Origin of the sequence: Sphingomonas phyllosphaerae, assembly GCF_036946485.1 — a bacterium.
Classification (GTDB): Bacteria; Pseudomonadota; Alphaproteobacteria; order Sphingomonadales; family Sphingomonadaceae; genus Sphingomonas; species Sphingomonas phyllosphaerae_E.
In genome coordinates, this window is record NZ_JAQIJA010000006.1 from 12568 (window position 1) to 29599 (window position 17032).

At 63.5% G+C, this 17032-nt stretch carries 13 protein-coding genes; 5 read left to right on the forward strand and 8 right to left on the reverse strand.

From position 1 onward, the window contains the following. Positions 1–58 precede the first annotated feature (58 nt). Together PGN16_RS15975 and terL are read left to right on the forward strand one after the other, a co-directional pair. Positions 59–691: a DUF5681 domain-containing protein gene (locus tag PGN16_RS15975; RefSeq protein ID WP_335310375.1), complete on the forward strand. Its 633-nt coding sequence runs from the start codon at positions 59–61 to the stop codon at positions 689–691. Beyond that, positions 688–2142 (forward strand): phage terminase large subunit, encoded by a 1455-nt coding sequence (gene terL, locus PGN16_RS15980; RefSeq protein WP_335310376.1) that lies wholly within the window; start codon positions 688–690, stop codon positions 2140–2142. Before PGN16_RS15975 ends, terL begins: the two co-directional genes overlap by 4 nt. Before the next feature lie 12 nt (positions 2143–2154). Here the strand turns inward: terL and PGN16_RS15985 are convergent, their stop codons facing one another. From PGN16_RS15985 to PGN16_RS16015, 7 genes are all read right to left on the reverse strand, one after another. Then, positions 2155–2538, reverse strand: a complete 384-nt coding sequence (locus PGN16_RS15985) for a hypothetical protein (protein WP_335310377.1) — start codon at positions 2536–2538, stop codon at positions 2155–2157. A 14-nt stretch (positions 2539–2552) separates the two neighbouring features. Beyond that, a complete protein-coding gene (locus tag PGN16_RS15990) occupies positions 2553–3257 on the reverse strand; it encodes a hypothetical protein (protein WP_335310378.1) in 705 nt (234 codons plus the stop codon). Then, entirely contained in the window at positions 3254–3973 is a 720-nt protein-coding gene (locus PGN16_RS15995) for a PDZ domain-containing protein (protein ID WP_335310379.1), read from the reverse strand. Before PGN16_RS15995 ends, PGN16_RS15990 begins: the two co-directional genes overlap by 4 nt. Further along, on the reverse strand, positions 3970–5184 hold the full coding sequence (locus PGN16_RS16000) for a hypothetical protein (protein ID WP_335310380.1): 1215 nt from the start codon (positions 5182–5184) through the stop codon (positions 3970–3972). The genes PGN16_RS15995 and PGN16_RS16000 overlap by 4 nt, the downstream gene beginning before the upstream one ends. A 426-nt stretch (positions 5185–5610) precedes the next feature. Continuing rightward, the gene (locus tag PGN16_RS16005) at positions 5611–7278 is read right to left on the reverse strand and encodes a recombinase family protein (protein WP_335310381.1); all 1668 of its coding nucleotides are present in this window, start codon (positions 7276–7278) and stop codon (positions 5611–5613) included. Further along, entirely contained in the window at positions 7275–7685 is a 411-nt protein-coding gene (locus tag PGN16_RS16010; protein ID WP_335310382.1) for a DUF2924 domain-containing protein, read from the reverse strand. Before PGN16_RS16010 ends, PGN16_RS16005 begins: the two co-directional genes overlap by 4 nt. After that, positions 7685–8224 carry a DUF3489 domain-containing protein gene (locus PGN16_RS16015; protein ID WP_335310383.1) on the reverse strand — a complete coding sequence of 180 codons (540 nt, stop codon included), beginning with the start codon at positions 8222–8224 and terminating at the stop codon, positions 7685–7687. Before PGN16_RS16015 ends, PGN16_RS16010 begins: the two co-directional genes overlap by 1 nt. A gap of 581 nt (positions 8225–8805) precedes the next feature. Between PGN16_RS16015 and PGN16_RS16020 the strand changes: the two genes are divergently transcribed. Genes PGN16_RS16020 through PGN16_RS16030 form a run of 3 tightly spaced genes read left to right on the forward strand, consistent with a single transcriptional unit; the run spans position 8806 to position 15903 of the window. Beyond that, positions 8806–12669 carry a hypothetical protein gene (locus PGN16_RS16020; RefSeq protein ID WP_335310384.1) on the forward strand — a complete coding sequence of 1288 codons (3864 nt, stop codon included), beginning with the start codon at positions 8806–8808 and terminating at the stop codon, positions 12667–12669. Then, on the forward strand, positions 12656–14968 hold the full coding sequence (locus tag PGN16_RS16025; RefSeq protein ID WP_335310385.1) for an AAA family ATPase: 2313 nt from the start codon (positions 12656–12658) through the stop codon (positions 14966–14968). The genes PGN16_RS16020 and PGN16_RS16025 overlap by 14 nt, the downstream gene beginning before the upstream one ends. 2 nt (positions 14969–14970) lie before the next feature. Beyond that, positions 14971–15903 (forward strand): hypothetical protein, encoded by a 933-nt coding sequence (locus PGN16_RS16030; protein ID WP_335310386.1) that lies wholly within the window; start codon positions 14971–14973, stop codon positions 15901–15903. A 348-nt stretch (positions 15904–16251) separates the two neighbouring features. On the opposite strand, the gene PGN16_RS16035 is transcribed toward PGN16_RS16030, so the two are convergent. After that, the gene (locus tag PGN16_RS16035) at positions 16252–16980 is read right to left on the reverse strand and encodes a DCL family protein (protein WP_335310387.1); all 729 of its coding nucleotides are present in this window, start codon (positions 16978–16980) and stop codon (positions 16252–16254) included. Between the last annotated feature and the right edge of the window lie 52 nt (positions 16981–17032).

The window sequence follows — 17032 nt, forward strand, 5'->3', positions numbered from 1 at the left end:
CGTGCCCCAGCAAGACGGCGGGCACGATTGTCATCGCTTCAATGATGGACGATAAATCATGCCCGAACTCTTGCATTCGCACGCCATTACTGCGGCTAACCCCGTTCCAATGAACCGCCCGGACATCGTTGCGCGCATCCGCACGCGGCAATCTCCTGTCGCGGCGCCGCGGCCATCCAACGATGTTCCGGCGCAACCCGCTGTCGCCAAGGCTCAAGGTGCACAGCCGGCAGATACTGCAGCCGGCAGCCACGCCGGTGAAAGCTACGAGGTCGGTTACAAAATGCCTCCGAAGGAGACCCGCTTTAAAAAGGGCCGCTCGGGCAATCCGAAGGGCCGCCCCAAAGGGGCTCGTGGTGTCGATGCGGTGCTGAAGGAGATCATGAACGAGAAGATCGCGGTCAAGACTGCGGGCGGGCGTCAGACAATGCGCCGCAAGGTCGCCATGTTGCACCGCGCCGTCGATCTCGCGCTCGCTGGTAACACGCGCATGATGGAACTCATCTTGCGCCGGTTGGACAGCGCCGAGACGCGCGAGCTTGCTGACGTGATCCGCAACGATGCAACGACGGCGTCTGCGGCTGCTGCCGTTACATCTTCGCAGCCGCCGGTCGACTTCGACGAACACGACGAGGCCATCCTTTCAGCGCTGCGCGATATGGTTGCTGCTGAGCAGGGGACGCCGTCATGACGCGGCTGAACGATCTCCATGCCGCCGGCATGCGGCAATATTTGCCGCTATTTCTCATGCGGGTCTACGGCGACCTCCATGCGGGCGCCGAGCCGCTGACGCTCTCTTGGTATTTGCGGGCGATCACCCATGCACTGAGCGATGCATGCGAGACGTCGGGTGCCCGGCTTGTGATCACCGTACCGCCGCGGCATCTCAAATCCATCGCAGCGTCGGTTGCACTGGTCGCCTGGCTGCTTGGCCGGGATCCGACGCGGCGGGTCATGGTCGCAACCTACAGCCAGGACCTCGCCCGCCTCCACGCGACCCAGTGCCGCGCGATCATGCAGACGGACTGGTATCGGAAGCTCTTTCCAGGAACGGTCATCGCCGATGACGGCAACCGCATGCTCGAGATCGTCACCACCAAAGGCGGCAGCCGCAAGGCCGTCTCGGTGGGCGGCAGCGTCACCGGCCACGGTGCGGACGTCATCATCGTCGATGACTGCCTGAAGGCGGATGATGCACGCAGCGCTGCCAAGCGCGAGGAGGCAAAAGACTGGTTCAACGGCACGCTCGCAACGCGACTTAATACACCTGGCGGCGGCGCCATCATCTCGATCTCGCAGCGCCTGCATGAAGATGATCTTGCCGCGCACCTGCTCGACAAGGGCTACGCGCATCTCTGCCTGCCGGCCATCGCGGAGCGCGACGAACACCTCGCTATCGGCAAAGGCGTGTTCCACCATCGCCGCGTCGAGGAGTTGCTTGACCGGCCAGGCCTGACCCGGGAAATGCTCGATGCCCAGCGGCGCAACCTCGGCCCGCAGGTGTTCTCCTCGCAATACCAGCAAAACCCGGTCGTGCCCGAGGGCAATGTCGTCCAGCTCCACTGGTTCGGAAGCTATGAGGGTGAGATTGATCGCAACCGCTGCTTCAAAGTCGTGCAGAGCTGGGACACGGCGCTGAGCGATGCGCCGGGTGCAGACTATTCCGTCTGCACCACCTGGGGATATCTCCATGCTAAATGGCATCTTCTCCACGTGCTGCGCCAGCGGCTCGCCTATCCCGATCTCCGACGTGCGGTGCTGCGGATGAACCGGCAGTGGCAACCAGACGAGGTCATCATCGAGGATGCCGGTACCGGCAAAGCGCTTTGGCAGGAATTCCGGGCCGGTGGCGAACTGCGCCCGATCATGTGGAATATGACGCAGGACAAGGAAAGTCGCCTTGTCGGTGTCACCGCCCAGCTTGAGGCAGGCTTGTGTGTGTTGCCGACCGATGCGCCCTGGCTGGAGGACTTCCGCCGCGAAGTGCAAGCCTTTCCCCATGGCCGTCACGACGACCAAGTTGATAGCATGACCCAGTTCCTCGAATATCATATCCGCAAGTCCCGCTTGCTTCTCGTCGAGCGGGACGAAACCGGGCGACCATTGCGCATCAACAGACCGAGCCGGATCACCCGACGTTGAGCCTGCCGCTGGTCAGCTGTTGTCGGATCCGCCGCGCGGCAGGCCGTCCGGGTAGGTTTCGCCAAAGGGCCGCCATTGCGCGGCAGGATCCATTGTCAGATACTCGAACCACAGGTCCCCGGTCCCATGGGCGTGGACCAACGCGCGCCATGGCTCGGGTCGTTCGAAGCGCTCGTGCAGCAGACGATGGCACGAGCGGCAGACATGATAGGCAAGCAGCGGCTGACTATAGTCCTCGTCGTGCAGCCACACTGGGTTTTCGGAGCCGGGTGCCGGCGTGCAGCGGCAGATCAAGCAGGTAGCGGGTCTTGGTATCGCCCCAGTACGAATGGCGTCGCGCTGAATTTGCAGCGTGGCAATCCGCTGTTCCGGGCTCCAGCCATTGTACCAGCCCATCTGTTGACGTGGGTTCAACGAGCGCGCTCGACAATGAGGCGGCGGCCGGTGGCGGTATCAAGGTCGAGACGGGGTACGTCGCTCTCCAGTACCCTGGCCATCGCCGGTCCTATGCCGCCGAGCACAATGCCGTTGACGCGGGTGATGACCATGCCGGGCGCGAGGCCGGCACGCTCACCAGGGCCACCGGCCACCGCCGCAACAACATAAGCGCCCTCCGGCATGCTCCTGATCGTGAGTCCCAGTGCGGTTACGGATAAGTCCGGGGATACGTCCATCAGCTTTGCGGGTGGCAGCATGCCTTTTTGGACCAGCGCCTCGCACATCACGTTGACGAGACTGTTGCTCTCCCTGCCGCTAATGTCGACCGTCTTCGCCGCGTCATGGTCAATGACCACCACGAAGTTGACGACCGGATAGCGGTCCTCAACCGGGCTGGCGGCACGCAGACGACCGCAGGACAGGTAGCCAGGGAAGCGCCCCTTGTGGCGCCATCCGCCCTCCATGTAGCCGTTCGGCCATTCGATCGACCAATTGCCTACGGCGGGCAGTCTGCTGCGGATTTTGGGATCTGCAAGCCGGGCGCGCACTGCCGTCTCGCCAAGTTCCTTGTAGCGGGTCCAGTCCGGCTTAGGGCCATAAACATATATGTCTCTGGCTATCGCGGGCGTTGCCAGGGCAAGCCACGACAGCGCCGCGAGGACTGAAGAGCGGCTCATGGCTTGCTCCCCAGCTTGATGATTCTGCCACCGACAAGGGCCAGCGCCGCATTGCCGCCGGCTGCGTCCATGACCTTCAGCATCGCATCGCCCATGCCGGCAAGCGGGATGGCATTGACACTGGTGATGACCATGCCGGGGGTGAGCGCTGCAGCGGCGGCCGGCGAGCCGGGCGCAACAGCGGTGATATAGGCGCCATCGGGCATTGCGCGGAGGGTCAGACCCGACGCATTGCTGGTCGTAGCTGCGGGGCTGCTGCCGGCAGCGGATAAGGCCGTGGTGTTGGCCGCTTCGGGCAGGCGAGGCAGTAGCCCTGCCGCCACTGCCTTGTTGCAGCTTTCTGCGATCATACCGCCGGCACGGGTGTCGAGTTCGGCGAAGATTACCCGGTCATAGTCGATGACCGTTACAAAGGTGACCGCGCCGGCATATCCGCCCATCCGGTTGCGGGCGTTGACCGTCCCGCAGGCGACGTAGCCTGCGACCCGGCCTTGCAGGAACGGCTTCCATTCGCCCTTATGATATTGGCCGAGCCAAGTGATACGCGCAGACTCCGGGTCGACCAGCCGGCGTGCGATGTCGGCTTCGGCGATGGTGCGATATTGCTCCCACGTCGGGGCTGGGCCGTAGAGATGCTCGACCTTGTCCCTGGCGATGACGGGCGCGGCGATGAGCGTCAGCGCTGCCCCAAGCAGCAGATGCGGTGTCCGCGTCATGCCGCGAGCTCCCGCTCGGCCCCGAGCAGCCGGGGCCGCAGGCTGTTGACCATCTGGTTGGCGATACGCGCCATCCAGTTGCGTTGCTCGGCCTCTGCCGCGTCATCCCAAGGCGCAGGCGAGGATGTCGTCAGGACGATCTCCGGTGCATCGCCGAACCGCCAATCGGGGGGAGCGAGGCCCTGCCGGGTGAATTCCGCGTCGATGCCCTCGCGTTCTGCTGCCAGGCCTTCGAACAGTGCCCGGCCTTCGGCGTTCGGAAAGCGGACCTGGGCGCCGATGTCGCCCGCGCTGCTGCTGCGATAGACGTTGACGTAGAGGCCTTGCGGCAGCGGCACCCGTATCCAGCCGGTGCCGCCGCTGCGGGCGGGCGGCTGTCCGGGGTCGTCGAAGCGCATCTGACCAAGCAGGCGGTCGACGAAATTGCGCCATCTCGCGCTCGCATCGCTAGCGACGCGCGGCAGCGGCGAGGCGGCGCGAACGTTTTCGGTGGGAATCACCGCGGTGTCTTCGATGGTGATGCCGGCCACCTCGCTGCGGATCACGTGGCGCTCGATGACCGTCGTTTGGGCGAGCAGCCGCGCTTGCATGATGAGATGTTCGGTGCCGGCGGCATCAATGTGGCGGTATTCGGCCATCTCGATGAGGCCGAAGTCGAATGCGAGGCCAGGCTGATTGCGGAGATATTCACCGATGCGCTTCGTGCCCTCGGCGATGCCGTCGCCGACGACGAGCAGGAGGAAGCGCCCGGCGGCAAGATCACGGGCAACCCGGTCGACGAAGTCGGCTTCCGGCAAATTGCCCCTGGCCTCCTGTGCCAGCGTGTAAAGAACGTTGCCCTGGCGGCGGGTGGCGATACTGACCTGTCGCTGCAAATCCTCGTAGCTGAAGCGGGCAAGCTCGCGGGCATAGTCGAGGATCTGACCGACGACCTCTCGGCGAGCTTGCGGGTTGCGCCAGAGCTTGCACTCGACGACGACCAGCCGGCCGTTCTCGTCGATCAGGAGGACGTCGACGAAGCCGACGCCGGGAATGGCGAGCTCGCGGGTGACGGTGGTGAGCCGCCCGTAGCTTCGATCGAGATCGTGGACCGGAAGCAGCCCGGGATGCGCAGCGATAAGGTCGCGCAACGTCGCCTCGCGTCGCGCTTCGCCTGGCGGCACGCGGTGCACCACCTGCGTTGCGTCATCGTCTATCAAAACCAGCGTCATGGCGCATGTCTCCCTGTCGGGTGCGCCGCTTTCGCCGATGGCTTCCTCGTCGCACCTATGTCCTCTCGGAGCGACGGCCCGAAGCCGGATGTTGGAAACCTGTTACGCACAGGCGCATGCGCCTTTACCGTTGCCGGCTGGACATGCGCGCATGCCACCCGGCCCCGACAATGGTCGTGACCGAGCATGCGTAAAGGGGTTTCCACGCCCCACCCCCCGGCTTTCACGAGGGGCAGGACCGTGATTGCTCTGGTTGCGCCAGCAGGCAAGTGGAATGTGGGCAGATGCTGCGGAAAAGGACGGCAGGCGCGGACAAGCAGGCGGTCGCACGAATGACAATGCCGCTCGCGGGCGGACGGCATCGTGTCGGACAGCGAAAAGGATCTTAGGCCGATTGCGCGCGCCCGCAGATTGGACGTTGGCTCCTTATCGGCGCGCGCCCGTCGGCAACAGCAATGCCTTCTGCGCCTGCCAGTCGGTCGGCAGCGGATCGCCGAGCGTGAGGCTGGCAACCGTCACGCCCGCACGCTGCCGTCCAACGAGAATGGCCGCAGTGACCGCGGGCGCTAGGAAGGCGAGGCGAACCACGCGGCTGAGATAGGACGGGGTGACGCCCTCCTGGGCCGCCAGCGCGCTCGTGTTGATCGTGCCAGTTCGCAACGTCGCCCACCATCCGCGTGCCTGGATAAGCAAGCGGATTAGGGTCGGGTCGGGTTTGCCGGCCGGGACCGCGCCACTGTCCTGTACAAGCCGGAGCGCTCGACCTGACCGGGTGAGGCGGGCCGGACAATGCAGTTCGATCATGTCGGCGGCCTGCGGATAGCGGTCGGCTTCCAGGGTTGCGGCCAGGGCAACGCCGTCGATGATGATCGTGACCTCGCTGGTCGTCACCTTTACCTGCCGCACGAGCTTTTGCAGGGCAGGGGAGCGGCGTTCGCTGAGCGAGCCCGCGACAGCCTCGCAGCGCCGATGAAGCGGCGCGATATCGTCTGCGCCGAAGTCGAGCTCGGCGATCGCGGCCAGCGCTAACGGGTCGCTGAACATCGCAGATGTTTGTTCGACGATGAGGGGTTCGATCTCACGCGCGGGCAGACGAAGGCCGGTATCGTTGAGCCCCCGGTGCAAAGCTCGGCTGACGTAATAGCGGTGCCTGACCTTGCCCTTGTTGGCGTGTGTCGCGATCAGCGGTTCGCCGGCAGCGTCGACGATCTTACCGGCTAGCAGGCTGGGGCTTGCCGCGCGGACCCGGGTCCGGTGGCCCTGGACGTTGCCAGCGAGCAACTCCTGCACTGCCTCAAAGTTGGCGATGTCGATGATGGCGTCATGTTGACCGGGGTACACGTTTCCTTTGTGAGGGATGCGGCCGGTGTAGATGACGTTTTTGAGAATTGCGTAAAGGTCTCCGCGGCTGAACTCGCGCCCGCCGACCGGCTTGCCGCCAAGCGTCACGCGTTTGGGCAGCATGATCCGCTCGGCCCGGACTTCCGCCTCCAGGGCCGGTACGCTGCCGACCCGCAGGTATCGCGCGAAGATGTCGCGGATGAGGGCGGCCTCCTCGGGAATGATCGTCAAGCTGCGGTCACGCGGCGCATAGCCCAGAGGCGGATTGCCGCCCATCCACATGCCACGCGCTTTGGAGGCGGCGATCTTGTCGCGGATGCGCTCGGCGGTCACTTCGCGCTCGAATTGCGCAAACGAAAGCAGCATGTTGAGCGTCAGCCGCCCCATGCTTGTCGTGGTGTTGAACGACTGCGTCACCGAGACGAAGCTCGTGCCCGCCGCATCGAACGTTTCGACGAGCTTGGCGAAGTCGAACAGCGAGCGGGTCAGGCGATCGACCTTGTAGACGACGATGATGTCGACGCGTCCCGCCGCCACCTCGGCGAGTAGCCGCTGCAGCGCCGGGCGCTCAAGCGTACCGCCGGACAGGCCGCCATCGTCATAGATGTCGGGAAGGGCGGTCCAGCCCTCGCTCGCCTGACTGAGGATATAGGCAGCGCAAGCCTCGCGCTGCGCATCGAGGCTGTTGAAGCTCTGCTCTAACCCCTCGTCGGACGATTTGCGCGTGTAGATCGCACAGCGCACCGTTTTCATGCCGCCACCACCTTCTTGAGACCGAAAAAGGCGGGCCCCGACCACCGTGTGCCGGTGATGGCGCGGGCCACCTCGCTGAGCGAACGCCACTCGCGCCCATCCCAGCGGATGACCTCATCCTCGCCGACTTCGACGACATGCACCTGACCCTGCCATTCGCGCACCAGCCGCATGCCGGCACGAGGGCATGCGGTGCGAGTGCGCCCGCGGGCGAGCTGTTCGAGCGCCTGGGTGGTCGCGCGCGTCAGCCCGCCCTCGCGCCGCGCCTGGATTTCCCAGGCGAGCGCGAGGCGCAGCATGTTGGTGCCGACCTTCGGCACGGGCGTGCCGACCAGCCGTGTCCAGCGGACACGCAGGTCGCCGAGCGCGAGCGCATCGAGCGCGGCGACCTCGTCGGTGACCGTCATCACGCCGCCTCGACGATACGGTAACAGGTCGTGCCGTCACGCTTGCCCTTGGTGATGGTGTGACCCTTCTTGCGTAGGCCGGTCAGCGCGGCACGCGTCGTGTGCGGGAGCCACCCGGTCTCGGCGATGAGGTCGGGAAGGGTCGCGCCGTCGGGGCGGGTGAGCAGTGCAATGACCGCGGCCGTCTTGCTCGATGCGCGTGACGCCCGCGGCGCGTCTTGCGCAGCCGTGATATTAGCCGCCTTCTTGTCAGCCTCTGCCGCGCCCGCAGCCGCTTGGTCCGCAAGGTCAATACCGATGGCAGCGCCACCGGCGGGCGTGATAAACACGCCATTGGCCATGTCGTCTCCGCTGCGACGCGCCGCGGCGAGGTCGTTCGTCTCACGCTCTGCAGCAAGGCCATGTTTGATGAGCGCGGTTATCGCCTTCGCCGTGCCGCCGCCAGGCTTAAGCGAAGTGGGCAGGGGCAGCAGGCTGCCGCTGTCCCGCTGCGCGGCGGTGCTGAGCAGGACGCGCTGGGTGTCGCTGAGATTGGTCATGATGCTGGTCCTTCGTGTGCGGAGCAGCGCCGTGCCGCTCCCACCAGCCACAGCCCCGGCGAGAGGCTCATCCGGGGCAGGCAGGCGAACCACCCGCCGGTCGTCCTGTATCGCTGCTGTCGCTCCGATGCCGCCGGAAGTCGACCGGTCGTGAAGTGCTTTCCTCGGAATTCAATTGGTGGATTCTGGTGGGAACCAGCCAGTCCGGTTACGGGTGCTTAGAGGGCTAGGCGGACGCTTGTTCATCCGAACAGCAACGACAGCTATGCGCTCCAAAAGTGGTCTTTAACCCACCGCGTCTTCGGTCTCGAAAGCAGACAGGGCCCCTCTTACACGCCCGTTGTCGCAGCGCGTCGCCTGTCATCACCAAAGACGCTGCGTGAAAAATCAGCCGATCCGGTGTGAACTAGCGCGTCTATCTGGCTGCGCCCTGAAAAGATGCTAGGCTCATCTCCAGCAGGGGGATGTGGCATGGTTGGATACGAGTGCCCGAAACAGACTGTATCATCGACGTCGCGATTGCGCTTGTGCCGCGCATTGCTGACCTTCGCTGAGACTTCATTCTGTGCGGCGGAGAGATGATGCAGTCCGTACCCATCACGCGTCACTTTACGGCCCTCCCTTCGCCTTATCAGAATGAGGATGTGCCGCTTGAGGACATGTGGCCCAGCTTGTCGCATGGCGGACGCAAGCGGTGGGACACGCTGCTGGAGGAATATCGCGTCGTCATCCTGGCCGATGCAGGGGCAGGCAAGACCCATGAGCTTCGAACCACCGCCGAGCGCCTCGTTGACGCCAACAAGCCGGCGTTCTTTCTTAGGCTCGAGGATCTCGGCTCGAACTTCAGCCAAGCTTTTGAAATCGGCACTGCCGAGAGTTTCGACAGGTGGTTGGCTGGGACCAGCGAAGCATGGTTCTTTCTCGATTCTGTCGATGAGCTGCGCCTGTCGGAGCCTCGCGCCTTTGAGGCGGCGATCCGACTATTTGCGGCTCGGCTGCAAGGCGCGCTCCAGCGAGCCCATATCTACATCACCAGCCGACCCTATGCTTGGCGCGCGTCCCTCGATCGCGCGCTCATCACAGAAATTTTTCCCCACCAGCCTTTGCTCGAGCAGGGACTCGGCAGCGTCGAGGACGACCAACTCGACGGCGCGGAGGGGCTAACTGGCGGCGCCGTTGCGCCGGTAGAACGCGCGCCGGCGTCCAGGTCGGACGGCAATGAGGACGAGATATCGGACGATGCCGACGGCTCCCGATCCGGCTTGTCAGTCTATCTGCTTGCGCCGCTCAACGACATCGACATTCGTCAATTTGCCGCCGCGAGCGGCATAACTGACCGCGACGCTTTCCTGGCGGCCCTGGAACACAGAAATCTCCTTCCGCTGGCACGCGCGCCGTTCGACCTAGGCGACCTGATCGCCACTTGGAAAGCGAACGGCGCGCTGGGTAATCGTCTCGAGGTTTTGCAGGGCAGCGTTTCGCGGTTGCTGGCGGCGAACTTTTCCGATGCCGACCGTGAACCGGCTCACGCGGCGGTGCGACTGCTGGCCGTGGCAGCGAGCTTGACGGGTTTGTCCAGCATCCGATTGCCCGGTGTCGGTAGCGTCCAGGCGATCGATGCCGAGCCTCTGCTGGTCGGATGGAACACTCGCCGGATTGAGCAACTTCTGACAAGCGGCGTGTTTGGGGACCCGATCTTTGGCGAAGTCCGTTTCCGCCACCGTGAAGTCCGCGACCTTCTCGCCGCAGAATGGGCGGAGACAGTATTCGGTCGCAGCGCGGGGCGCGCCGAGATCGAGCGGCTGATCTATGCTGCTCCCTATGGCGTCGACATTCTCACTCCCCGCTTGAGGCCGCTCCTGCCGTGGCTGATCGTGTTCGACGCCGTGGTTCGCGACCGCGTCCTGACGGCGCATCCTGCAGTCGCCATCGAAGGCGGGGATCCGGCGAGCTTGCCGCTAGCGCCACGCCAGGCGCTGCTTTCGACGCTGATGGAGCATGTGGTCGATCCCGCATCACTCCTTAGAGGCCTCGACAATGCCGCGATCGCCCGCATCGCGCAGGCTGATCTCGAAGACTTCGTTCTCGCACTGGTCGAGAAATATCTGGCCAACGATGACGCCATCTTTGTCCTCGGGCGACTGGTCTGGCAAGGCAGGCTAGCCGCATGCCTTCCTCCGTTGATCGAAGTGGCGACTGATTCGGACCGCGGCATTTACGCGCGGCTGGTGTCGATCCGCGCGGTGATGACGATCGGCACGCGCGACCAGATCCACCTGCTCTGGGATGCAATCAATACTGGTTCGTCGGCCATTCCGCGGCGACTGCTGGCCGAACTCGCCGAAAATGCAGCGGTTGAGAACCAGACGGTCGCTCTTTTGCTTGCATCGATCGAGCGCCTCGAACCCCATCAGCAATTCGAGGCGACGGGCTTGACGCAGGCCGTTAATCGCTTCGTGGAGCACGCCGAAGTGGATGGAACGGATGAGTCTGGCGGTGCCCTTGGCCTGCTGATCAAGGGGCTGCAGTCCCTGTTCGAGCAGCCACCCTATGTGGAGCGCGGGGAGTGCCACGTCTCGAAAGAATATCAGTGGCTGATGAGTCCGGCGCTTCACGTCGTGGAGCGGCTGATTGAAGCCCGCTCGCCGGCCGCGCTGTCCGCTGATTCGCTAGCGATTCTTGCCGGGGTGCCAGCGCTGCGCTTTTGGCGGCAGGACGATTATCAGGACCGTAAGTCGAAGGTCGACGTCCTGGTCCCGGGCTGGCTTGAGCTCAACGACGCTCTGTTCTGGCATACCGTCGACGCCTACCGGGCCGCCAAGCAAGCCTCGGGCGGGCAGTTGACCGACGACTGGCCGATCACGTTCATCGGGCATTTCTGGAGTTTCGACGCAGCGAGCTTCGCACGGACATTAGCGTGGGTAACGACGCGCGACGATGGCGACGATAAATTGGTAGCCCTCGCCCGCAGCTTCACGACGTTCGCGCAGAATGAGCGACCAGATGCGTGGCTGACCGCGATGCGCGATGCTGTTGCCGGCGATGCATCGCTTGGTGCGGCTCTGGCGATCAAGCTCGATCCGCCAGAGTCGGAGACGTTTCGCGAGCACCGGAAGTGGGAGCGCAACCACAAGCGCGAGCTTGCCAAGCGCGATCGCCGCGACAAGCGCGACAAGGGGACCTTTGTCGCGGAAATCACCGCCAATCCCGCCATGGTCCGCAATCCGCCCGGCGTAAAGCGCGGACAATTTGCACGCATCCACTATAATCTGCTGCGCGAGATCGAAGGTGAGGGATTGCGCCAGAACCGGGCGCAGGGCGCCGACTGGCAGGCGCTGGTCCCGCAATATGGTCGCGAGGTTGCCAAGGCCTATCGCGACGCCGCGATTGCCTATTGGCGCGGCTACAAGCCGGGTCTGCGATCGGAGGGGAACGATATTAACCAGATCCCCTACGCCCTGATCTTCGCGATGGCCGGGCTCGACATCGAACTCTCGCGAATGGGCGCGGCGGCGGCGCTCACTGCAGCCCATGCGCGGCGCGCCTTTCGATACGTCATGTGGGAACTGAACGGCTTTCCGCGTTGGTTCGAGGCCCTTTACCGCGCGCGACCGAGGATCGGCTTCGACTTTCTTTGGGCCGAGATCCTTTGGGAACTCCGCAACACCCCGCCCAACGAGACGCTTCACTATGCACTGAGTGACCTCGTCTATTATGCGCCCTGGCTGCACCGGGAATTCGGCGACGCATTGCTCAACTGGCTCCGGTCCAACCAGGCTCCCAGCCTGACAACGCTGCGCCACGTGCGAACGATCATCATGAGCGGCAAGGGCGCGAGCGACGCCGACGTCGCACTGCTCGCGCGACAAAAGCTTGGCGACCCTGAAACGCCGGACGACCAGAAGCCAACATGGTACGCGATGTGGGTCGACAGCGAGCCGGGAGCCGCGATTGCTTCGCTGGGCGATCTGTTTCGAGCGGGAACACTGGCCGATCACCTCCAGTTCGCGATGGCGTTCATCGTCGCGCTGCTCGGCGGACGCGATGATGGGAGTGCGGCGAATGGGTTTGGCAATTACAAATCACCTACCTATCTCAAGCAGCTCTATTTGATGATGCATCACGAGATTCCGGTCGAAAACGATCTTCGACGTGCTGGCACCGGCGTGTTCTCGCCAATCTTGCGCGACGACGCCCAGGACGCGCGCGAGCGGCTTTTCGAGCTCCTCAACGAAATCAGCGGGGCCGTCTCCTATGATGCGATCCTTGAGCTCGCCGAGACCCATCCCGCCGTTCGATACCGAATGTCGATGGCCGCCGCAGCGTATGCCCATGCGGTCGCGGACGGTGATATTGCAGCATGGAAGCCGGGTGAAGTCGTCGCCTTCGCCCGCCGCATCGAGGCGTTACCCGTGCTGACAGGAGGGGCAAGTGCAGCAGATTGACCGTCCGGACGAACCCCCCGCCGCTCTCATGTCACGCGCAGCGCAATCGGGTCGGGAACGAATGCGCGAATTCTTTTCGCTTCCGGCAAAGCGACGCGCGCAGACACCGGTTCCGCCGCCGGGCCTGCGCAGCGACGATAGCGATCTTGTCACCGCGCTGGCTCGAATGTCGTACGGCCGCTGCGCTTTCTGCGAGGCTGAGGACGAGCTAGTTGCCCATCGTTTGCGGCCCGCCGGAAACGCGTTGCCGCAACGCGAGGACAGCCGGAACACGAGCCATCTCTATTATTTGTGGCTCGGCGATGCTTGGCAGAATTTTTTTCCGATCTGCCGCGGCTGCATACCAAAAGAGCCACAATTTCCTGTTGCGGGGGAGCGCGCCAAGCTTCCTCAAGGACCCCAGCTTAACAATTATCTGGAACGCGGCGGTGGTGTGTGGCCGTCCTACCCGCCGAAGGAGGAGCCGCTGCTGCTCGATCCGGTCAGCGACACGGGCTTCGAGCGACATCTCATCCCCAAGCTGAACGGCGAAATCGTCGGAGAATCGCGGCGGGGCGAGCTCACGACGGTCATCTATGAGCTAAACCGCGACGATCGAAAGGGCCAGCGCTACCAAACCTATGCCGCGCGGATCGACCGGCTCCTGTCAATGGTCCGCAATGAGCCAGAGGAAACGCAGGGCAATGACTGGCAGCACCTGTTCGATTTCCAGAGGATGGAATTCGGCGGCAGCTGGTTCCTGATGCTGCGGCGTATCGCGCGCTGGGTCGGCGGATCGAGGGGCGTGAAATGGCGCACGTCGCGTGCCCATATTCGGACCTTCTTCTTGAAGCTGTCTGCGACAAGTGATGCGCCCGATCGCGTGCGCGACGCGCTTGCCGCGATCGCGCGTGAGGATGAAGGCTTGCGCGCGGGTCGGTGGCGGCTAGCTGCGATCTATTCGCTGCGGACGCCCATCGCCGCAGTGGAGATCTCCAATTTTAAAGCGATCGAGAGGCTCCAACTCCGATTCACCGCACCGCCACCACCCGATCTCGATATGCCGGGACCAACGGCGCCATCACTCGTCATTCTCGGCGAGAACGCCACCGGCAAGAGCTCAATTCTCGAAGCCATTGCTCTTGCGCTGACCAGCGGGCCGGCGCGCACCGCGCTCGAATTGCCTTGGTCGCAGCTTGTGCTCGATGCCTCGCAAATGGGGGGAGACCGTAAGACGAGTCCTAAGCGCGCGGATATCAAGGTCACCCTGGTCAACAACCAGTCTATCAGTCTGACAATCGATCAGGGCTCGCCGATTGTGAGAAGCGAGTTCGGCAATCAACAGGTTCCGGTATTCGCCTATGGTGCGTTCCGCCGATATCTTATCCAGTCACGCCGTTCCGCGCCTCACAAGCACATCCGCAACCTGTTCGACGGGAGCACGCTGTCCAACCCCGAGCCGTGGCTCAAAAGCCTGCCCGCGGACACTTTCAATCTGGTGATCCGGACGCTCCACGACTTGCTGTCGATCGAGGGCGCATTCGATGTGATCCAGAAAGTCGGCAGCCAGCTGCGGATGGTCACCTCGATCACCGATCCCGATGGCCAGGTGCGCTACAACAAGGCACCGCTGCAATCGGTATCGTCGGGCTACCGATCAATGCTGGCCATGGTGTGCGACATCATGCGTGGTCTGCTGGACCCGCAAGTCTATGAGAAGTTCGAGAGCTTCGAGACCGCGCAGGGCATCGTGCTCATCGATGAGATCGAGGCCCATCTGCATCCACGCTGGAAAGTCCAGGTGATGACCAGCCTGCGCAAAGCCTTGCCGGGAATGACTTTCATCGTCACCACGCACGATCCGCTGTGCCTGCGCGGCATGAGCAACGGGGAAGTCTGCGTCCTCCAGCGCGTGGCGTCGAATGACAGCGACCAGGCAAGCAATCTGCCGATCCTCGTTGAACAGATGGCGGGCCTGCCGGAAGTCGCCAACATGCGCATCGAGCAGCTGCTGACCTCGGATTTCTTCCAGCTACTGTCGAGCGATGACGCAAGTTCCGATCGCCGGCTCGCGCACATCGCCGAGTTGATCCGAAGCAGGGAAGACAAGAGCCTGCAGGGCACGGATGCCGTGGTCCTTCAGAAATTCGAAGAGGACATCGCAATGGCGCTGCCGGTGGGCTCCAGCGAAGTCCATCAACTCGTGCAAGGCGCGGTAGCAGAGTATCTGCAGAAGCGCCGTGATGCGAGCAGCAAGACATTGGCAAAACTGCGAGACGACGCGAAGGCCGAGATCCTGCGCGCGCTCGAGACGCTCTAACCGTGCGCAAGGTCGCACGCGATGCGGTGCATGCCCCTAAGTCCCTCCTGCCAGGGGAGGCGGGACCGAAGGAATTGCTTGCCGCCGTGGAGCATCGCGGCAAACCACAACCGAAAAAGGCGTTCGAATATAAGGCATATAAGCGTGCTGATGTCCGGCGCGCGCTTGAACAGCTCTTCCACGGCAAATGCGCTTACTGCGAAACATCCTACTCCGCGACCGCGCCAGTCGATATCGAACATTATCGCCCGAAGGGCGCGGTTGCGGAGGATCCGGCGCATGGCGGCTATTGGTGGGTCGCCATGGACTGGGACAATCTCCTACCCAGTTGCATCGACTGTAACCGGAAGCGCGGGCAGCGGATCTTCGAGGTCTCTACCAACCTCGAAGAACTTGCGCGCACCTCCAAACCGATCAGCGGTCAAGCTGGCAAAAAGGATAGTTTTCCACTCGCCGGCTCGGGTGCGCGGGCAGTCTACAACGCAATGGACTTCAGCGACGAACATGCCCTTCTGCTGAACCCGTGTCGCGACGACCCGGCCAGTAGCCTAGCCTATAGCTTTGATCCCAAATACCCCGCCGGGTTAATACTTCCTGCTGGCGACCAGCCTCACGCCGAGCGCGGCGCTGTGTCGATCCAGGTCTACGGTCTCAACCGCCAGAAGCTGGTCGAGGATCGCACGCGGTTGTTGCGCCGTCTTGAATATCTCGGGGACATGGTGATCGATCTGGCCTCGTCGATCCAGGAACTGGAAGACCCCGCAGTCGCAGCGACGCTCGCCGGAACACCCGCCGCGGGTGTCGCCGCCCGCCTAAGACTTCTCCGGGATCGCACCCTCGCCGAGATCAAGGCCACGACCGCCGATGACGCGCCATATTCGTCCATGGCGAGAGCCTGGTTCGGCCGGTTCAAGACGCAGTTCTTGACGGCGTGACGTTCATCCTGCATCCACTTGCCAAAGATTCCGGTAAGCATCGGATCGAGGCGGTGAACCTGGCGCCAAATTTCATCGATCATGAGCTGCGATGATCGTGCGCGCTTGCCGTCACGCATCGGCGTGCCAAACTGTCGCGCATAGAGGCCTTGCGCCACGAGTGATCTCAATGACCGCTTGAGCGATAGTGCCGTTAAAACCGGTTAGTCCGCTGCCGCCTCAGTTCAGCCGTGACGCAGCATCTGAGCGATTGACCGATTTTGGGCGGCGCTCAAACGGCCGTGAATGACGGCTTGTGGGTCTTTTGAGTGGATGGGCGGCCTTCCGAACCGGTTTCGAACAGCCTCTTCAAAACTCGAGCATCACGGCGTCATCGCGGACCGTCCCGCCCCTGGCCTCGCGATCCACGATCACGACGCGGGCATGCGCGCGATGGAAGCGACGGAAATCGGCAGCAGCCGCGCGGTCGGCGAAGACTACTGCGGTCTGCGCATCGGCGGGCGCAGTCAGTGTCCCCGGTGGCGGACCCTCGTGCCAGCCGTTTGAGAGCGCCCAGTCCGAGACGATGGAAGAGAAACTGCGTCCAACGTATTCGAACCCGCTACCCCTTTCGGGGATCATGGCTCCGGTGATCCCGCATTCCACGCGGCCCGTACCATCCGCGTGAAGCGCGAAGTATTCGATGCGGGCGCTCTCCAGATCGTCGCGCACGAGCTCGCGGCAGGCGTCAGTCAGCTGACTGGAGAGAGGACGTGGGGCGCCTGCCACCGCTCTTATGAAGCTAAAGTCGGTCTCGGTCCCATCCGTCCGGATGATCCAAAACCCGAGGGTGTGGCCGCCGTTGGTAAAGTTCCTCCGAACTTCGAAGCGTCGGACGCCGACACCCTCCTTCGCTGGGCCGTCGGCGACCAAAAGATCGTGCCGTCGAATTAGGGCGAGCAGATCGTCATGATCCGTTTCGGCGGTGACAGTCCCTCCGACGGGATATCGGTCCCGGATTTCCCTGAAATAGATCTCCGCGGCCTTCTGGGACGGCCACATGCGGCCGTTGTCGAGACTTACAGACTTCTTCGGCATCGCGACCCAACTTGGTTAACGTCCCAGCACCATAGCCGCCTTGACGGGATCA